The sequence below is a fragment of the Rhizobium leguminosarum genome, from assembly GCF_002953715.1.
In the GTDB taxonomy this organism is placed as follows: Bacteria; Pseudomonadota; Alphaproteobacteria; order Rhizobiales; family Rhizobiaceae; genus Rhizobium; species Rhizobium leguminosarum_V.
This window is the reverse complement of record NZ_CP025012.1, coordinates 3483749-3497527: the sequence shown is the minus strand read 5'-3', so window position 1 is coordinate 3497527 and position 13779 is coordinate 3483749. Positions and strand designations below refer to the sequence as shown.

The 13779-nt window shown below is 60.8% G+C and carries 16 protein-coding genes; all 16 read left to right on the top strand.

From position 1 onward, the window contains the following. Nucleotides 1-163: 163 nt before the first annotated feature. Complete coding sequence (urtA, locus tag CUJ84_RS17605) at nt 164-1456, top strand: urea ABC transporter substrate-binding protein (protein WP_003561963.1); 1293 nt, start codon at nt 164-166, stop codon at nt 1454-1456. Nucleotides 1457-1571: 115 nt separating this feature from the next. Then, nucleotides 1572-3209 (top strand): urea ABC transporter permease subunit UrtB, encoded by a 1638-nt coding sequence (gene urtB, locus CUJ84_RS17600; RefSeq protein ID WP_105007158.1) that lies wholly within the window; start codon nt 1572-1574, stop codon nt 3207-3209. Next, nucleotides 3206-4369, top strand: a complete 1164-nt coding sequence (gene urtC / locus CUJ84_RS17595) for an urea ABC transporter permease subunit UrtC (protein WP_105007157.1) — start codon at nt 3206-3208, stop codon at nt 4367-4369. The genes urtB and urtC overlap by 4 nt, the downstream gene beginning before the upstream one ends. A gap of 5 nt (nt 4370-4374) precedes the next feature. Then, entirely contained in the window at nt 4375-5130 is a 756-nt protein-coding gene (gene urtD, locus CUJ84_RS17590) for an urea ABC transporter ATP-binding protein UrtD (RefSeq protein WP_003561960.1), read from the top strand. Nucleotides 5131-5188: 58 nt separating this feature from the next. After that, nucleotides 5189-5725, top strand: a complete 537-nt coding sequence (locus CUJ84_RS17585) for a hypothetical protein (RefSeq protein ID WP_245457497.1) — start codon at nt 5189-5191, stop codon at nt 5723-5725. Between the two features lie 18 nt (nt 5726-5743). Then, nucleotides 5744-6439, top strand: a complete 696-nt coding sequence (gene urtE, locus CUJ84_RS17580) for an urea ABC transporter ATP-binding subunit UrtE (protein ID WP_105008228.1) — start codon at nt 5744-5746, stop codon at nt 6437-6439. A 151-nt stretch (nt 6440-6590) separates the two neighbouring features. Beyond that, nucleotides 6591-7412 (top strand): urease accessory protein UreD, encoded by an 822-nt coding sequence (locus tag CUJ84_RS17575; protein ID WP_105008227.1) that lies wholly within the window; start codon nt 6591-6593, stop codon nt 7410-7412. Between the two features lie 112 nt (nt 7413-7524). Beyond that, complete coding sequence (locus CUJ84_RS17570; protein ID WP_003561955.1) at nt 7525-7827, top strand: urease subunit gamma; 303 nt, start codon at nt 7525-7527, stop codon at nt 7825-7827. Between the two features lie 10 nt (nt 7828-7837). After that, on the top strand, nt 7838-8089 hold the full coding sequence (locus CUJ84_RS17565) for a DUF1272 domain-containing protein (protein ID WP_105007156.1): 252 nt from the start codon (nt 7838-7840) through the stop codon (nt 8087-8089). Between the two features lie 10 nt (nt 8090-8099). Then, nucleotides 8100-8405, top strand: coding sequence for an urease subunit beta (locus tag CUJ84_RS17560; RefSeq protein ID WP_003542314.1), 306 nt, complete (start codon nt 8100-8102; stop codon nt 8403-8405). Nucleotides 8406-8427: 22 nt separating this feature from the next. After that, nucleotides 8428-8835 (top strand): lysozyme inhibitor LprI family protein, encoded by a 408-nt coding sequence (locus tag CUJ84_RS17555; protein WP_105007155.1) that lies wholly within the window; start codon nt 8428-8430, stop codon nt 8833-8835. Nucleotides 8836-8851: 16 nt separating this feature from the next. Then, nucleotides 8852-9475 carry a Urease operon accessory protein gene (locus CUJ84_RS17550; RefSeq protein ID WP_105007154.1) on the top strand — a complete coding sequence of 208 codons (624 nt, stop codon included), beginning with the start codon at nt 8852-8854 and terminating at the stop codon, nt 9473-9475. A 3-nt stretch (nt 9476-9478) separates the two neighbouring features. Next, nucleotides 9479-11191, top strand: a complete 1713-nt coding sequence (gene ureC, locus CUJ84_RS17545; protein ID WP_105007153.1) for an urease subunit alpha — start codon at nt 9479-9481, stop codon at nt 11189-11191. Between the two features lie 31 nt (nt 11192-11222). After that, nucleotides 11223-11894, top strand: coding sequence for a TIGR02117 family protein (locus CUJ84_RS17540; RefSeq protein ID WP_105007152.1), 672 nt, complete (start codon nt 11223-11225; stop codon nt 11892-11894). Between the two features lie 330 nt (nt 11895-12224). After that, nucleotides 12225-13088 (top strand): GGDEF domain-containing protein, encoded by an 864-nt coding sequence (locus CUJ84_RS17535; protein ID WP_105007151.1) that lies wholly within the window; start codon nt 12225-12227, stop codon nt 13086-13088. Between the two features lie 86 nt (nt 13089-13174). Further along, nucleotides 13175-13777, top strand: a complete 603-nt coding sequence (locus CUJ84_RS17530; protein ID WP_105007150.1) for an urease accessory protein UreE — start codon at nt 13175-13177, stop codon at nt 13775-13777. Nucleotides 13778-13779: the final 2 nt, after the last annotated feature.

The following is a 13779-nucleotide window of genomic DNA, read 5'->3' as shown; positions in this document are numbered from 1 at the left end:
CCCTGCTGCGGGGATGCCCTTCCTTCCCTGGTCTGCCTGTTTGCCCCCCGCGCCTACGTCATTTTGCGTATGTGTTTTTGCGCTGCAGCGCCCGATAGTCCCTTAAGCAACAGTTAATCTCCGTTTCCGGCCTGTTGCGGCACAAGAAGAGGGGCTCAACCAGATGAATCTCAGAACTACTATTACAGGCGCTGCACTCGGCGCCGTCATGGCGGCCTCGGCTGCCTTCAGCGGTGCGGTTGCCGCCGACGACACGATCAAGGTCGGCATTCTGCACTCGCTTTCCGGCACTATGGCCATCTCCGAGACCACGCTCAAGGACGCCATGCTGATGCTCATCGACGAGCAGAACAAGAAGGGCGGCCTTCTCGGCAAGAAGCTTGAGGCCGTCGTCGTCGACCCGGCTTCCGATTGGCCGCTGTTTGCCGAAAAGGCACGTGAGCTGATCCAGAAGGACAAGGTTGCCGCCGTCTTCGGTTGCTGGACGTCCTCGTCGCGCAAGTCCGTTCTGCCGGTTTTCGAAGAGACCAACTCGATCCTCTTCTACCCGGTCCAGTATGAAGGCGAAGAGTCCTCGCGCAACATCTTCTACACGGGTGCTGCTCCGAACCAGCAGGCCATTCCTGCTGTCGACTACCTGATGGAAAAAGAAGGCGTCAAGCGCTTCGTTCTCGAAGGTACGGACTACGTTTATCCGCGCACGACCAACAAGATTCTCGAGGCATACCTGATTTCGAAGGGTATTCCGAAAGAAGACATCATGACCAACTACACGCCGTTCGGCTTCTCCGACTGGCAGACCGAAGTTTCCAAGATCAAGGAATTCGGTTCGGCCGGCAAGAAGACCGCCGTCGTCTCGACGATCAACGGCGATGCCAACGTTCCCTTCTACAAGGAACTGGGCAACAAGGGCATCAAGGCAACTGACATTCCCGTCGTCGCCTTCTCGGTCGGCGAAGAAGAGCTTGCCGGTCTCGACACCAAGCCGCTCGTCGGCCATCTCGCTGCCTGGAACTACTTCGAGTCGGTCGAAAGCCCTGCCAACAAGAAGTTCATCAAGGACTGGCATGCGTTCACCAAGAACGACAAGCGCGTGACGAACGACCCGATGGAAGCCGCCTATATCGGCTTCAACGCATGGGTTAAGGCCGTCCAGGCTGCCGGCACGACCGACACCGACAAGGTTCTCGACACCATCATCGGCGTCAGCGTTCCGAACCTCTCCGGCGGCTATGCCACCGTCATGCCGAACCACCACATCACCAAGCCGGTGCTGATCGGTGAAATCCAGGCCGACGGCCAGTTCGAAATCGTCCAGCAGACACCTGCCGTCGTCGGCGACGAATGGTCAGACTTCCTGCCTGATTCCAAGGACCTGATCTCCGATTGGCGCAAGCCGATGTCCTGCGGCAACTTCAACGTTGCTACGGGCAAGTGCGGCGGCAAGGGTTCCTGAGTACAACCCCGATCCGATGATTGCCTGAAGGCTTCCGTCCGGGTTTGATCCCGGGCGGAAGCTCCGTCCCAGCGATTGCGCCGCGAGGCCAACACTATCAAGGGCGAGAAAGCCGATGTATCGCGCCATAAAGATTTTCCTCATCACGGTTTGCCTGACATTTTCGGGCCTGACATTTTCGGGCGTGATAATCTCGGGCGAAGCCCAGGCTCAGGACGATATCCATGTGCTCATCGACGCGCTCGGCGTCGGCGACTTCCCGGAACGCGAAGCGGCCATCAAAGCGCTGGTCGCCTCCAAGGACCAGCATGTCAGCCAGATCCTGCAGCAGTTGAGTGACGGCCTTCTCTACGTCAATTCCGATGGCGGCCCGGTTCTTCTCCAGGGCGGTACCGATGACGAACCGACCTATTCCGATCCGATCACCGGCGAAGCCGCTGCCGATGTCGATCCGGATCTGATGACGAAGGTGAAGATCAACAATGCGCTTCGCGGCGTCATCAGCGCCGCCACCAGCCAGCTGACGCTGATGAGCCCGGACCGTTCCGCGCGGCTTGCCGCGGCGCAGGGCCTCCTGAAGGATGCCGATCCCGCCAATCTCGACCTGCTGAACTCGGCGCTGGCGGCCGAAAAGGACGCTGAGATCAAGAATACGATGGAAGCGGCGCGCGCAGTGCTGCTGCTCAAGACGGATGCGAGCGTCGAAGACAAGAAGGCTGCGATCGATACGATCGCAGCGCGCGGCAACCGCGATGCGCTGACCATCCTCACGACCACACTCGAAACCGCGCCTGAAGACCTGAAGCCGGCGATCCAGGCGGATATCAGTTCCATCAATCGCAGCCTGGCGCTGTGGGATATCGTCCAGAACATCTGGTACGGATTGTCTCTCGGCTCGGTACTGCTGCTTGCCGCGATCGGCCTTGCCATCACCTTCGGCGTCATGGGCGTCATCAACATGGCGCATGGCGAAATGGTGATGATCGGCGCCTATACGACCTATGTCGTGCAGGAATACATAACCTCCGCCTTTCCTGAGCTTGCCGATTATTCGCTGGCCTTTGCTGTGCCTGTGGCCTTCGTCTTTACCGGCTTCGTCGGTCTGCTGATCGAGCGCGCCGTCATCCGCTATCTCTACGGTCGGCCGCTGGAAACGCTGCTCGCTACCTGGGGTGTGTCGCTGATCCTGCAGCAGGCAGTGCGCAGCATCTTCGGCCCGACCAACCGCGAGGTCCGCAATCCGACCTGGATGTCCGGCGTCTTCGATCTCGGCGGGCTCTCCATCACCTGGAACCGACTTTGGATCATCGTCTTTTCGATGGTGGTCTTTGTGACGCTGCTCCTGCTGCTCAAGCGGTCCGCCTTCGGCCTGCAGATGCGCGCCGTTACGCAGAACCGCCGCATGGCGTCGTCGATGGGCATCCGCACCGGTTGGGTCGATGCCTTCACCTTCGCGCTCGGCTCGGGCATTGCCGGCATCGCCGGCGTGGCGCTCAGCCAGATTGACAACGTCTCGCCGAACCTCGGTCAATCCTACATCATCGACAGCTTCATGGTCGTCGTCTTCGGCGGTGTCGGCAATCTCTGGGGTACGCTAGTCGGTGCACTCTCGCTCGGCGTCGTCAACAAGTTCCTCGAGCCCTTTGCCGGCGCCGTGCTCGGCAAGATCCTGGTGCTCGTCCTCATCATTCTCTTCATCCAGAAGCGTCCCCGCGGGCTCTTCGCACTCAAAGGAAGGGCGGTGGAAGCATGATTACGGCCTTCCTTCTCCGATCACTCGATCGCAAGATCGTCATTGCCATCGCCCTCCTGCTTCTGGTCGCGGTCCTCGTGCCCGTCCTGAACCTGATGACGGGGCCGACCAACCCGCTGCACGTGCCGACTTATATCATGTCGCTGTTCGGCAAGTACCTGACCTATGCGCTGCTGGCGCTGGCGCTCGACCTCGTCTGGGGCTTCTGCGGCATCCTCTCCCTCGGCCACGGTGCCTTCTTTGCGCTCGGCGGCTATGCGATGGGCATGTATCTGATGCGCCAGATCGGCACGCGCGGCAGCTACGGAGATCCTGTTCTGCCCGACTTCATGGTGTTCCTGAACTGGAAGGATCTGCCCTGGTTCTGGTACGGCTTCAACCATTTCTGGTTTGCGGCGCTGATGGTGCTCGTCGTACCCGGCCTGCTCGCCTTCGTCTTCGGCTGGTTTGCCTTCCGCTCACGCGTCAACGGCGTCTATCTCTCGATCATCACCCAGGCGATGACCTATGCGCTGCTGCTGGCCTTCTTCCGCAACGACATGGGCTTCGGCGGCAATAACGGCCTCACTGATTTCAAGGACATTATCGGTTTCAACGTACAGGCTGACGGCACGCGTGCAGCCCTCTTTGCCGCAACCGCGATCTTTCTCGCTCTATCGCTGATGATCGCCTCGGCGATCGTACGCTCGAAATTCGGCAAGGTGCTGGTCGGCGTGCGCGATGCCGAAAGCCGCACGCGCTTCCTCGGCTACCGCGTCGAGCATTTCAAGCTCTTCACCTTCGTCGTCTCGGCGATGATGGCGGGCATTGCCGGCGCGCTTTACGTGCCGCAGGTCGGTATCATCAATCCGGGCGAATTCGCCCCTGCGAACTCGATCGAAGTCGTCATCTGGACGGCGGTCGGCGGGCGGGCGACGCTGATCGGGCCGATCATCGGCGCGATCCTCGTCAACGGCGGCAAGACGATCTTCACCGGCCTCTTCCCGGAATTCTGGCTGTTTGCACTCGGCGGTCTCTTCGTCGCCGTCACGCTGTTCCTGCCGAAGGGCGTCGTCGGCACAATTTCGCAATATCTAGGCAAGCGGAAGCCTGTCTCCAAGGCGGCACCACCGGCGGCTGAGGAAGACGGTATCGAGCCGAAAATCCAGGCAGCGGAGTGAGCGCCATGATCCCCGACGTCAAACCCACCAGCGTGCTTTATCTCAACGGCGTGTCGGTTTCCTTCGACGGCTTCAAGGCGCTGAACTCGCTGTCGATCGTCATCGAGCCCGGTGAACTCCGCGCCATCATCGGCCCGAACGGCGCCGGCAAGACGACGATGATGGATATCATCACCGGCAAGACCCGGCCCGATGAGGGTGAGGTGTTCTTCAACGGCACGATCGATCTCACCAAGAAGGATGAAGCCGATATCGCTCAGCTCGGCATCGGCCGCAAGTTTCAGAAGCCGACCGTCTTCGAAAGCCATACGGTGTGGGACAATCTGGAGCTGGCGCTGAACCGACGTCGTGGCGTGTTCTCGACGCTGCTCTACCGGCTTTCCGGCGAGGACAAGGCGCGCATCGAGGAGATCCTCGGAACGGTGCGGCTGACGCATCGCCGCGACGAATTCGCCGCCAATCTCTCGCACGGGCAGAAGCAGTGGCTGGAGATCGGCATGCTGCTGGCGCAGGAGCCGAAGCTTCTGCTCGTCGACGAACCGGTGGCCGGCATGACCGATGCAGAGACGGCGGAAACTGCGATCCTGCTCAAGGATATCGCCAAAACCCGGTCTGTCGTCGTCGTCGAACATGACATGGGCTTCATCCGTGACCTCGGCGTCAAGGTGACCTGCCTCGCGGAAGGCTCGGTGCTGGCGGAAGGATCGATCGATTTCGTCAGCTCCGATCCGAAGGTGATCGAGAACTATCTGGGGCGGTGATCTATGCAACTTGCAGGCTTGAACCTGACAAAAGAACGGGCTTTAAAACGAGCGGGTCTTGTTGTGGGGTTTCATCGTGGCTTTTCTCGGTATTCTCGTCGTGGCGATCAGCGGCGCGGTCGTCTGGTATTGGCGTTTGAAAATGGTGCGTGAGGCGGGAAACGAGATCATCGATTCCGTCGAGCGTATGCGGGGCGCCTATAAGCGCGGAAAGTTCCGCAAGCAGGCCGAGGCAGCGCCGCTGGCCTCGATCGCCGATCCGGCGATTGCGGCGGTGGCCTTTTTCTTCTGCCTTGCCAAGGAAAAGCCGATGTATTTCGACGCTGCGAAGAATGTCGTCCGTAATCGCATGAAAGGCATCATCCGGCCGGGCGATATGGAAGAGGTGCTGGTTTTCGGCGAGTGGGCGTCTAAAAACGTCACCAGCCCCGAAGATCCGATCCGCCGGTTCCGGCCTCTCTGGATAGAGGCGCTCGATATGCAAGAGCGTCAGCAATTGATCGGCATTGCCGAGGAAGTGGCCGAGGTCGGTGGTGAGAGAACGAAGGAACAGGAGCACGCCCTGCAAATGCTGAGGCGCATGCTGATGAACTGATGGGGAATGGGTGAACGCATGCTGACAGTTGAAAACGCAAATCTGCATTATGGCGCCGCTCAGGCGCTGCGCGGCATCTCGATCAAGGCCGAGATGGGCAAGATCACCTGCGTGCTGGGGCGTAACGGCGTGGGGAAGAGTTCTCTTCTGCGCGCCGTTACCGGCCAGCATCCGCTGTCGGCGGGCACCATCACCTTCAACGACACCAGGCTCAACGGCCTGCCGCCCTTTGCCCGCGCCAAGCAGGGCATCGGTTATGTGCCGCAGGGGCGCGAAATCTTCCCGCTGCTGACCGTCAAGGAAAACCTCGAAACCGGCTTTGCTCCGCTTGGCCGCCGCGACCGCAACATCCCTGATGACATCTTCAGTCTCTTCCCGGTGCTGAAGTCGATGTTGTCACGTCGCGGCGGCGATCTTTCCGGCGGGCAGCAGCAACAATTGGCGATCGGGCGCGCCATGGTGACGCGGCCGAAGATCCTCGTGCTCGACGAGCCGACCGAGGGCATTCAGCCATCGATCATCAAGGATATCGGCCGGGCCATCCGCTATCTGCGTGACTCCACAGGCATGGCGATCCTGCTCGTAGAGCAATATCTCGATTTCTGCCGCGAGCTGGCCGACTACGTCTACATCATGGATCGCGGCGAAATCGTGCATGAAGGACTTGCCGAGACGCTGGATACGCCAGAGGCTCGCCGCCATCTGACTGTCTGACCGGCAGATGCCGCTTTTAACAGCAAGGAGCACGGCGTCTGGAAAACCGTCCGCCGCCGCCAAAGGTCTGCTCGGGACGGCATAGGAATTGCTTGCTTTCCGCTATCCACGCGCTTGAATGAAAACCGATAGCGCGACCGAAAGGGACGATATGACGATTGCGGCGGCAGGCACGAGACCGCAAAGAGCGGAAGGGCGCGGGCATCTGGCGGCAAAGCTGTTCGATGGCCGCACGCGCATCCGTGAACTCTATCAGGAGGGGGCCGCGAAGATCCGCCTGCCCGATACCTTCGATGCCTCCATGGAAGCTGTTATCATCAATACATCAGGCGGTTTGACAGGCGGTGACCGCATGTCCTGGAGCGTCGTTGCCGGTGCCGGTACGCGCATCGACGTCACCACCCAGGCCTGCGAGAAGATCTACAAGGCTTCGGCCGGCACGGCAGAGGTTTCGACCAGCATCGAGGTCGGCGCCGGCGCCCGTGTCGACTGGCTGCCGCAGGAGACGATCCTTTTCGACCGCGCCTCGCTGTCGCGCCGGTTGGATGTTGATCTCGACGAGAATGCCGAATTTCTCGCCGTCGAAGCCGTGCTGCTTGGCCGCAAGGCGATGGGCGAGATGATGGAGACGGGACTTTTCCGCGACCGCTGGCGCATCCGCCGCTCGGGGCGGTTGATCCATGCCGAAGAACTGCGGCTGTCCGACGGCGTAGCGGCCCTTGCCGCGCGCCAGGCCGTGCTCGGCGGGCAGGTGGCTTTTGCGACGCTGCTTTATGCCGGGCCTTTGGCCGAAGCCTATCTCGGCAAGGTGCGGCCGCTCGTCGAGGGGCCGATGGGCGGGGCAAGCGCCTGGAACGACAAGCTCGTCGTCCGCCTTGCCGCAGCCGACGGCTTCTCGCTCAGAAAAATCCTGATCCCGGTCATTTCGGTCTTGCGCAACGGCGCGCCTGTGCCGAAAGTCTGGAATCTATGAACCTAGAGCATGACGCCGAAAAGTGTGAGCGGTTTTCGGACGACATCATGCTCTAACTCTTTAATGTAGAACAGGATCATCCTGTTCTAGGCATGAAGCAGATGGACAAGCGATGAACCTCACTCCGAGAGAAAAAGACAAGCTGTTGATTTCCATGGCGGCGATGGTGGCGCGGCGGCGGCTGGAGCGCGGCGTCAAGCTGAACTATCCCGAGGCGATCGCGCTGATCAGCGACTTCGTCGTCGAAGGCGCCCGCGACGGCCGCCCGGTTGCCGAGTTGATGGAAGCCGGCGCCCATGTGATCGGCCGCGACCAGGTGATGGAGGGGATTGCAGAGATGATCCACGACGTGCAGGTGGAGGCGACGTTTCCCGATGGCACCAAGCTTGTCACCGTGCACGAACCGATCCGGTGAGGAGATAGGAATGCTGGAGCTCAGGCCCAATTGCGAATGCTGCGACAAGGATCTGTCGCCTGATAGCACTGAGGCACGGATCTGCACCTATGAATGCACCTTCTGCGCCGATTGCGTGGACGGTGTATTGAAGGGTGTCTGCCCGAACTGCGGCGGTAATCTCGTCGCGAGGCCTATTCGGCCGGCGGCGATGCTTGCTAAAAATCCGGCATCGACGAAGCGTGTGCTGAAAGCCGAGGGCTGCGCGCCCAAGGCGGCTTAAGGAGGACGAGATGATTCCAGGCGAAATCATTGCCGCAAGTGGCGATATCGAACTGAATGCCGGCGCGCCGACGGTGACGCTGGAGGTTTCCAATACAGGCGACCGGCCGGTGCAGGTCGGCAGCCACTATCATTTCGCCGAGACCAATGCCGGGCTTTCCTTCGATCGCGCGGCGGCGCATGGCAAGCGGCTGGATATCCCGGCGGGAACCGCGGTGCGCTTCGAGCCGGGGCAGACGCGCTCGGTGACGCTGATCCCGCTTTCCGGCAAGCGCGAGGTTTACGGCTTCCGCCAGCTGGTGATGGGTAAGCTTTAAGAACAATAGGCTGGAGGAATGCATGCGCTTGAATATCTGCCTCGTCGGGGCGGCGATGCTGCTGACGGCAGGTGCCGCCTCTGCGGAGGATATCGATTGCAACAATCCCAAGACGCAATCGGACATGACTGGCTGCGAGGCGGCGCGCCATGAGACCGCCGACAAGGCTTTGAATGCGCAATACAAGAAGACCCGCGCCGCCGTGGCGGCGATCGACAAGGACCTGGATGCTGACCAGAAGGGCGCAGAGCAGGCGCTCGTCAAGGCGCAGCGTGCCTGGATCGACTATCGCGATGCCGAATGCGACGCCTTTGGCTTTCAGGCCCGTGGCGGCACGATGGAGCCGATGCTGGTCGCCGGTTGTCTCGCCAACATTACCGACAAACGCACGAAAGAGCTGAAAGAGCTCGAAGATACGATGAGCAACTAGGGTGATCAGGAAAATCATGATCGTCGGCAATGGCGACATTGAGGAGGGCGGGGCTGGCATCATCGATGCCGCCGATATCGTCATCCGCTTCAATGATTGCCGCTCCTATGGCGCCGGCGGCAGCCGCACCGATGCCGTTGCGGTCTGCAACACCGGCAGGCCGGCAAAGGCGATGCTCGGTTCGCGTGAGTGGCGCGCCCATCCGGGCGTCGTGTCGGCTGGCGAAATCTGGAGTGTGCGCGACCCGGAAAAATTCGCCGCGATGCGGGCGCCGCTTGCCGTCTCGCATCCGGAACTCGACGATTTCTGCGACGACTACACGGATGAATTCAGTGTCTTCTGCGCCGATACCGGCAAAACGCACGTCGTTATCGGCAAGGCGGTTCACGAGGCCGTCGATACCTCGCTGTCGGCCTTTGCTCCTTCGCCCTATGTCGTGCCGAGCAGCGGCATGATCGTCATTGCCGAGGTTTTGAATACATATGCCGAGGCCGAGGTGACGCTTGCCGGCTTCGGCCACTCCGGCTGGGAATGGCACCCATTTGCGGCCGAACGACAGCTTGTCGATAGTTATATTGCCGCTGGCCGCCTCAAGCGGTTCTGCGGAGAAACACTCGTCTCTTCCTCCCAAGGAGCCTGATAGATGCCCTACAAGATCTCGCGCGCCGCCTATGCCGGCATGTTTGGACCGACCACCGGCGACAAGGTGCGCCTTGCCGATACGGAGCTCTTCATCGAGATCGAGAAGGATTTCACCACCTATGGCGAGGAGGTGAAGTTCGGCGGCGGCAAGGTGATCCGTGACGGCATGGGCCAGAGCCAGGTGACGCGGGCGGATGGCGCAGTGGATACCGTCATCACCAATGCGGTGATCGTTGATCATTCTGGCATCTACAAGGCCGATATCGGTCTCAAGGACGGGCGCATCGTCGCGATCGGCAAGGCCGGTAATCCCGACATGCAGCCGGGTGTCAATATCATCGTCGGTCCCGGCACGGAGGCGATCGCCGCCGAAGGCAAGATCGTCACCGCTGGCGGCATGGACAGCCATATCCATTTCATCGCGCCGCAGCAGATCGAGGAAGCGCTGATGAGCGGCATGACCTGCATGCTCGGCGGCGGAACGGGACCGGCGCACGGCACGCTTGCCACCACCTGCACGCCCGGTCCCTGGCATCTCGCACGCATGATCGAGGCCGCCGACGCCTTTCCGATGAACCTTGCCTTTGCCGGCAAGGGCAATGCCTCGCTGCCGGGGGCACTGACCGAAATGGTGCTGGCCGGCGCCACCTCGCTGAAGCTGCACGAGGATTGGGGCACGACGCCAGGTGCGATCGACTGCTGCCTGTCGGTTGCCGACGAATACGACGTGCAGGTGATGATCCACACCGATACGCTGAACGAAAGCGGCTTCGTCGAGGATACGATCGGCGCCATCAAGGGCCGCACCATCCATGCCTTCCACACGGAAGGGGCCGGCGGCGGCCACGCGCCTGACATCATCAAGATCTGCGGCCAGCCGAACGTCATTCCGTCGTCGACCAATCCAACACGGCCCTATACGGTCAATACGATCGCCGAGCATCTCGACATGCTGATGGTCTGCCACCATCTGTCGCCGTCGATCCCCGAAGACATCGCCTTTGCCGAAAGCCGTATTCGCAAGGAAACGATCGCTGCCGAAGACATCCTGCACGATATCGGCGCCTTCTCGATCATCTCCTCCGACAGCCAGGCCATGGGCCGTGTCGGCGAAGTGGCGATCCGCACCTGGCAGACGGCCGATAAGATGAAGCGTCAGCGCGGCCGGCTGAAGGAGGAAAGGGGCGACAACGACAATTTCCGCGTCCGCCGCTATATCGCCAAATACACGATCAACCCGGCGATCGCCCATGGCCTCAGCCGTGAGATCGGCTCGGTCGAAGTCGGCAAACGCGCCGACCTCGTGCTGTGGAATCCGGCCTTCTTCGGGGTGAAGCCCGATATGGTGCTGCTCGGGGGCTCGATCGCGGCCGCGCCGATGGGCGATCCGAACGCCTCGATCCCGACGCCGCAGCCGGTTCACTACCGGCCGATGTTTGCCTCCTACGGCAAGAGCCTCACCAATTCCTCCGTCACCTTCGTCAGCCAGGCGTCGCTCGATGCCGGCCTGAAGGGCCGGCTCGGCGTCGCCAAGGAACTGGTCGCGGTGAAGAATACGCGCGGCGGCATCTCCAAGGCATCGATGATCCACAACGACCTGACACCCGAGATCGAGGTCGATCCGGAGACCTATGAGGTCAGGGCGAACGGTGAGCTGCTGACTTGCGAGCCGGCGACGGTGCTGCCGATGGCGCAGCGCTATTTCCTGTTCTAGGCCCACGTCCGATGTGCGACGGACGGGTGCGATGAGGACAGGTATCCGCTGGTTGTTGCGGATCGTATTTCTGCTTGTGCTCTCGGTGGCCTGCGGGACCTTCGTTCCCCGGCCGCTGATTGCGCCGGTCAAGGCGTCGTCCGCGGCGATGACGCATCGGATTCTCCTGCTGTCAGGCCCGATCCATACCGATATTGCCATCCCGCTCGACGCGGAAACGCGGGCTGCCTTTTCCTTCCTCGACGATACCGGTTTTCCGCTCGGCCATCCGAATGCGGAGTGGCTCATTATCGGCTGGGGCGGTCGTGCCTTCTATCTGGAAACTCCCACATGGGCGGAGCTGAAGCCGCTGCCGGTGTTGCGCGCGCTGACGATCGACCGTTCAGTGCTGCATGTGGACCTTGCCGGTCCTATCGCCGAGCCCCAGCCCACTGTTGCGGCATTTGATGTCAGCGACGATCAATTGGCGCGGCTGCGCGTTTTTATCTCGCAGAGCTTCGTCCGCGACGCGGGCGCGGCGGTGCCGATCCCGGATGCAGGTTACGGCGAGATCGATCGGTTCTTCGAGGCCCGGGGATACTTCAACGCCCTCTTCGGCTGCAATACCTGGACTGCCGCCGCCCTGCGCTCGGCCGGGCTTCGAACCGGCTTATGGAACCCGTTTCCACAAGCATTGCGATTGTCTGTTGCTGTCTACAATTGAGGCGGCGTCGACCCAACCCGCCCTTAAAGTGAATTGCGAACAGCACTCTCCATTTGGTTGTAAAAATCGGTGGGAAAGCCAGTATTTTTCCCGGCTAAACCATTCTGGAACATATGCGTCGCTTATCCTGATAAACTCCTTTTATATCAAATGTTTAACTGTCTCTCCGCACTGTTCGATTCAGGGATTGGAAAGCTGCATCCCCTGCTAGAAAAATTCTGTCCACCGAAACGTCCGAAACCGTTCGAATTTTAACGAGTCAATTAAGACACCCACAGCAATTGGGCTCTTATCAATGCCTGGAAACGCCGAGCAGGAAGGTTGATTCTCATGAGAAACTGGATTTCGCTGCAGGCCGATTTTGGCGATCTTCAATACCGCAAGAACGTCTACGTCTTCGCCCTGAAGATGGCTTTTCTTGCCGTCATTCTCTCGGGAGTCATTATCGCATTGACGATGCCGTCGCTCGATCTTCTCGGGCTCCTACCGGTGACGCTCGCCCATGCTATCGGCTTCAGCGCGATCTTTTCCTGGCTGATCGGCGGTACCGTTTCCGGCATGCTGTCGCTGTTTGCCGGCTTTGCCATGCGCGACCTCGCGCTCTCACGAGCGGAGTTCGAAAAGCTCAGCCGCACGGATACGCTTTCCGGGCTGCTCAACCGGCGCGCTTTTACCGAGGCGCTTGAGAATGCCGATGGCAACGCGTCCCTAGTGATTTTCGACGTCGACCGTTTCAAGGCGATCAATGATCGCTTCGGCCACGGTTGCGGCGATGCCGTGATCATCGCCGTTTCGTCCATGCTCACATCCGCCTTCGATGAGATGTCCGTCGTCGCACGGCTGGGTGGGGAGGAGTTCGGCATCATCGTATCCGGCGAGCCGCTGGAGGCACGGATGGAGCGCATCGAAGGTGTCCGGGCCTGGATCGCCGGCGGCGCCATCAAGGCCGAGGGGCACGATATCCGCATCACCGTTTCCGGCGGCGTTGCCGATCTCGTCGCCGGGCGCAACAAGCAGGCGGTCTATGCCTCCGCCGACCGGGCGCTCTATCTCGCCAAGGCGCTCGGGCGCAATCGCGTCGTACACGAACGGGAAGGTCTTCATCACGCCTGGCACGGGCTCGTCGAGAACGGCGTCGATGGCGAGAACAGAGGCCCGGAGAGCGACAATGTGATGCAGGCTTACGGAATATAAAAGCCGAAGCCGGACGAAAGGCCATTGGTGCTTGCATCGGGAAGAGCTATTTTGCATGGTCGTCCTCTCAGAAAAACGGACATGTCATGCAGCGCGTCACCTCCTATCTTCTCGCCGGAACCCCTTCCTCTCACCCAATCGCCCAGGTCAAGCTGCCGCATGATCTGCGCCATCTGCGCCGCAAGCTGCTGCATCTGGAAAATGGCGCGATGGTCATGCTCGATCTCAAGGATCCGGTGCTTTTCGCCAATGGCGACCTGCTGGTGCGCGACGACGGCGAACTGATTGAGATCCTCGCCGCCGACGAGAAACTCTTCGAAATCCGCGGTCGCGACCGCACCCATCTGGTCGAGCTCGCCTGGCATCTCGGCAACCGGCATCTTGCCGCGCAGATCGAGGAAGACCGCATCGTCATCCTCCGCGATCATGTCATCCGCGCCATGCTGCAGGGCCTCGGCGCCGTCGTCCTCGAGATCGACGAGCCGTTCCAGCCGGCGCGCGGCGCCTATCATTCCCAAGGCGGGCATTCGCATGGGCATGATCACGATCACAATCATGACCACGGGCATGACCACGGGCATGACCACGGGCATGATCACGGCCATGACCATGATCACGAACATGGCTACGAGCATGAGCATGAGCACCGCCACGATCGTGGTCATGATCATGACCACAAGCACGACTGAGC

Bases quoted from the DNA above. Each gene is read 5' to 3' on its own strand.
- urtA (WP_003561963.1), top strand. From the start codon at position 164: ATGAATCTCAGAACTACTATTACAGGCGCTGCACTCGGCGCCGTCATG.
- urtB (WP_105007158.1), top strand. From the start codon at position 1,572: ATGTATCGCGCCATAAAGATTTTCCTCATCACGGTTTGCCTGACATTT.
- urtC (WP_105007157.1), top strand. From the start codon at position 3,206: ATGATTACGGCCTTCCTTCTCCGATCACTCGATCGCAAGATCGTCATT.
- urtD (WP_003561960.1), top strand. From the start codon at position 4,375: ATGATCCCCGACGTCAAACCCACCAGCGTGCTTTATCTCAACGGCGTG.
- urtE (WP_105008228.1), top strand. From the start codon at position 5,744: ATGCTGACAGTTGAAAACGCAAATCTGCATTATGGCGCCGCTCAGGCG.
- CUJ84_RS17575 (WP_105008227.1), top strand. From the start codon at position 6,591: ATGACGATTGCGGCGGCAGGCACGAGACCGCAAAGAGCGGAAGGGCGC.
- CUJ84_RS17570 (WP_003561955.1), top strand. From the start codon at position 7,525: ATGAACCTCACTCCGAGAGAAAAAGACAAGCTGTTGATTTCCATGGCG.
- CUJ84_RS17565 (WP_105007156.1), top strand. From the start codon at position 7,838: ATGCTGGAGCTCAGGCCCAATTGCGAATGCTGCGACAAGGATCTGTCG.
- CUJ84_RS17560 (WP_003542314.1), top strand. From the start codon at position 8,100: ATGATTCCAGGCGAAATCATTGCCGCAAGTGGCGATATCGAACTGAAT.
- CUJ84_RS17555 (WP_105007155.1), top strand. From the start codon at position 8,428: ATGCGCTTGAATATCTGCCTCGTCGGGGCGGCGATGCTGCTGACGGCA.
- CUJ84_RS17550 (WP_105007154.1), top strand. From the start codon at position 8,852: ATGATCGTCGGCAATGGCGACATTGAGGAGGGCGGGGCTGGCATCATC.
- ureC (WP_105007153.1), top strand. From the start codon at position 9,479: ATGCCCTACAAGATCTCGCGCGCCGCCTATGCCGGCATGTTTGGACCG.
- CUJ84_RS17540 (WP_105007152.1), top strand. From the start codon at position 11,223: ATGAGGACAGGTATCCGCTGGTTGTTGCGGATCGTATTTCTGCTTGTG.
- CUJ84_RS17535 (WP_105007151.1), top strand. From the start codon at position 12,225: ATGAGAAACTGGATTTCGCTGCAGGCCGATTTTGGCGATCTTCAATAC.
- CUJ84_RS17530 (WP_105007150.1), top strand. From the start codon at position 13,175: ATGCAGCGCGTCACCTCCTATCTTCTCGCCGGAACCCCTTCCTCTCAC.